This window comes from Endozoicomonas sp. SESOKO4, from assembly GCF_024606275.1.
This window is the reverse complement of record NZ_JAHHPS010000005.1, coordinates 1-2,399: the sequence shown is the minus strand read 5'-3', so window position 1 is coordinate 2,399 and position 2,399 is coordinate 1. Positions and strand designations below refer to the sequence as shown.

Genomic DNA, 2,399 nt, shown 5'->3' with positions numbered 1-2,399 from the left:
TTGCAAGGATAATACGGCGACAATCTACCGCCAGACCGATGGATCATGGGAACTACAAGACACCATTCACCATTCTGACTATGTCAACTCAGCCAACTTTAGCCCCGATGGCCGCTATGTGGTGACTGCCAGTGACGACAAAACAGTAAAAATCTATGGCCGGAAGGCCGATGGATCATGGGAACCAAAAGCTTGCATTGTTCACAAATACGGAGTCTTATCAGCCGCTTTCAGCCCTGATAGCCGTCATGTGGTGACTGCCAGCAATGACAAAACAGCGAAAATCATTGGTCAGCAGGCCGATGGGGCTGAATGTGGCTGAGTAAACACGATCAGTATGGGAAATGCTGACTAATGGTTCCGGAAACCCATCGTCCGTAAGGCGATAGATTTTCGCCGTGCCATCGTTACTGGCAGTCACCACATGGTGTCCGTCGGGGCTGAGGGCGGCTGAATTGACCCGGGGAATGATAACTATTACTTCCCATGTTCCAGCGCCCTTGTGAAGGTAGATTTTTGCGGTGTCATCGCAACTGGCAGTGACCAGATAGCGACCATCGACACTGAAGCGGGCTGATTTTACGGGTATTTTTTCGTCAATAGTTGCTGTTTTCACTAATTTAAATGTTTTACATTCAGACATCAGCTTGGTCTTGGTGAAAAAAAACAGGGCAGGTACATAAACCCTCTCCGGTTTGCGATCTGCGAGTGAGTTCACTAACGCCTGATCATTCGTGAAAGACTTTAACCAATCACGGAGTTGATCAGCATTTTTTGTATTAATGGCTGTCCTCAGTTGATACTGATGTGGCGAGGGAAACCGGCGATACCATGCTTTTGCCAGAGCATTATCCTGATGGATACCATTGCGAAGGCGGGTACACACCCGTTCTAAACTGACAATGTCCCGAAGTCGCAAACGGCTGAAAATCATGGAACTGGATAAAACAGTAAAATACTGAAATGAAGGTCTATCCTTTTCTTCCTGATCAGTAACAGCGACGGATCTACCCGCACTGATACAAGATGATGTTCGCTCCAATTGAACTTGTCTGATGGGTGAGTCTGGTTTTGCAATGCGGGTGTTATTATCTACTCCGTGCATCCCTGAATTCTCCAAAGTGGTATTCATCTTCCGTCAGCAAGGACAATCAATACTGATGCTGTGGGCTTGGAGTCAGTTTTAAAATGAAAGTTCAAAAAATGTTGTTAAGGGCAACTAACAGTGTTCCTGTCTTTCAGCGCATACAAAGTAGCGTCACGCAGTCACAGCAATCAATGATTCCCTCGTAGTTCAGTGATTTCTACTACGTCGCTGGCACTGACAGTGAGCACATGGCTGCCATCGGCGCTAAAGGTGGCTGAGTTGAACCAGATCCTCTGAGAAATGCTGGCTTTTTCTGACCATGAGCCATTGGTCGCCTGACCGATGAGTTTTGCGGTTCCGTCCATGCTGGCAGTCACCAGATGGCGGCCATCAGGGCTGAAGGTCGCTGACTTAATATGTTGCTCATGTTTAAAGATGGCTTTTTTTTTCCATGAGTCATTGGTTTTCGGGCCATAGATTATTACCGTCTGATACTGGACGGTCACAAGGTGCTGGTCGTCCGGGCTGAATCTGGCTGAGTAAACTGTACCTTTGTGAGGAATGATGGTTTTTTGTTGCCATGATCCATCGGCTTCCTTGCCATAGATTTTCACCATGAAATCGCAACCAGCGGTCACAACACGATCACTATTGTGGCTAAAGTTGGCCGATAAGACACTATTGTCATGGGGAATGGTACCTTTTTCTTCCCATGCTCCATCGGTCTGCTGACTGTAGATTTTCGCCGTATCCTTCTCAGTGATGGTTACCAGATGGCAGCCATCGACGCTAAGGGTGGCTGAATTGACAGAATCCTCATGGGAAAGAATGGCCGTTAATTGCCACGATCCATCATCTATCTTGCTATGGATTTTTACCGTACTGTCTTCACTGGCGGTGACTACATGGCGACTATCGGCACTAAAGGTGGCTGAGCTGACAGTGTTCCTATGGGAAATAATGACTTTTTGTTCCCATGATTCATCGTCCCCCAAACCATATAGTTTTGCTGTGTTATCCCAACTGGCAGTCACCACATGATGGCTATCGGGGCTGAAAACTGCTGAGTTGACAAAACGTTCATGGGAAATGTTGGTTTTTTTTACCCATGATCCATCAGTCCTGTGGCCGTAGATATTCACTGTGCCGTCTTGTTTGTTTCTGGTTATCAGATGCTTTCCATCGGCACTGAGGTCGGCTGAGTCGACTGGAGGACGTTCTTTAATGATGTGTTTTGTTACTAATTCAAAAGTCTTGCATTCAGACATCAGCGCAGTCTTGGTGAAATGCAACAGGGCAGGGAAATAAACAC

The 2,399-nt window shown here is 46.8% G+C and carries 3 protein-coding genes; 1 reads left to right on the top strand and 2 read right to left on the bottom strand.

Annotation, left to right across the window (positions count from 1 at the left end; genetic code table 11):
- Nucleotides 1-322: WD40 repeat domain-containing protein (locus KDK16_RS00045; protein WP_257274144.1), on the top strand; the 322-nt coding region annotated here is incomplete at its 5' end.
- Here KDK16_RS00045 and KDK16_RS00040 read toward each other — a convergent pair.
- The gene (locus tag KDK16_RS00040) at nucleotides 221-1,105 is read right to left on the bottom strand and encodes an F-box/WD40 repeat-containing protein (RefSeq protein ID WP_257274143.1); all 885 of its coding nucleotides are present in this window, start codon (nucleotides 1,103-1,105) and stop codon (nucleotides 221-223) included. The two genes, KDK16_RS00045 and KDK16_RS00040, sit on opposite strands and share 102 nt — an antisense overlap.
- Nucleotides 1,106-1,275: 170 nt before the next feature.
- Nucleotides 1,276-2,399, bottom strand: a 1,124-nt coding sequence (locus tag KDK16_RS00035) for a WD40 repeat domain-containing protein (protein ID WP_257274142.1), incomplete at its 5' end; no start/stop codon positions are given.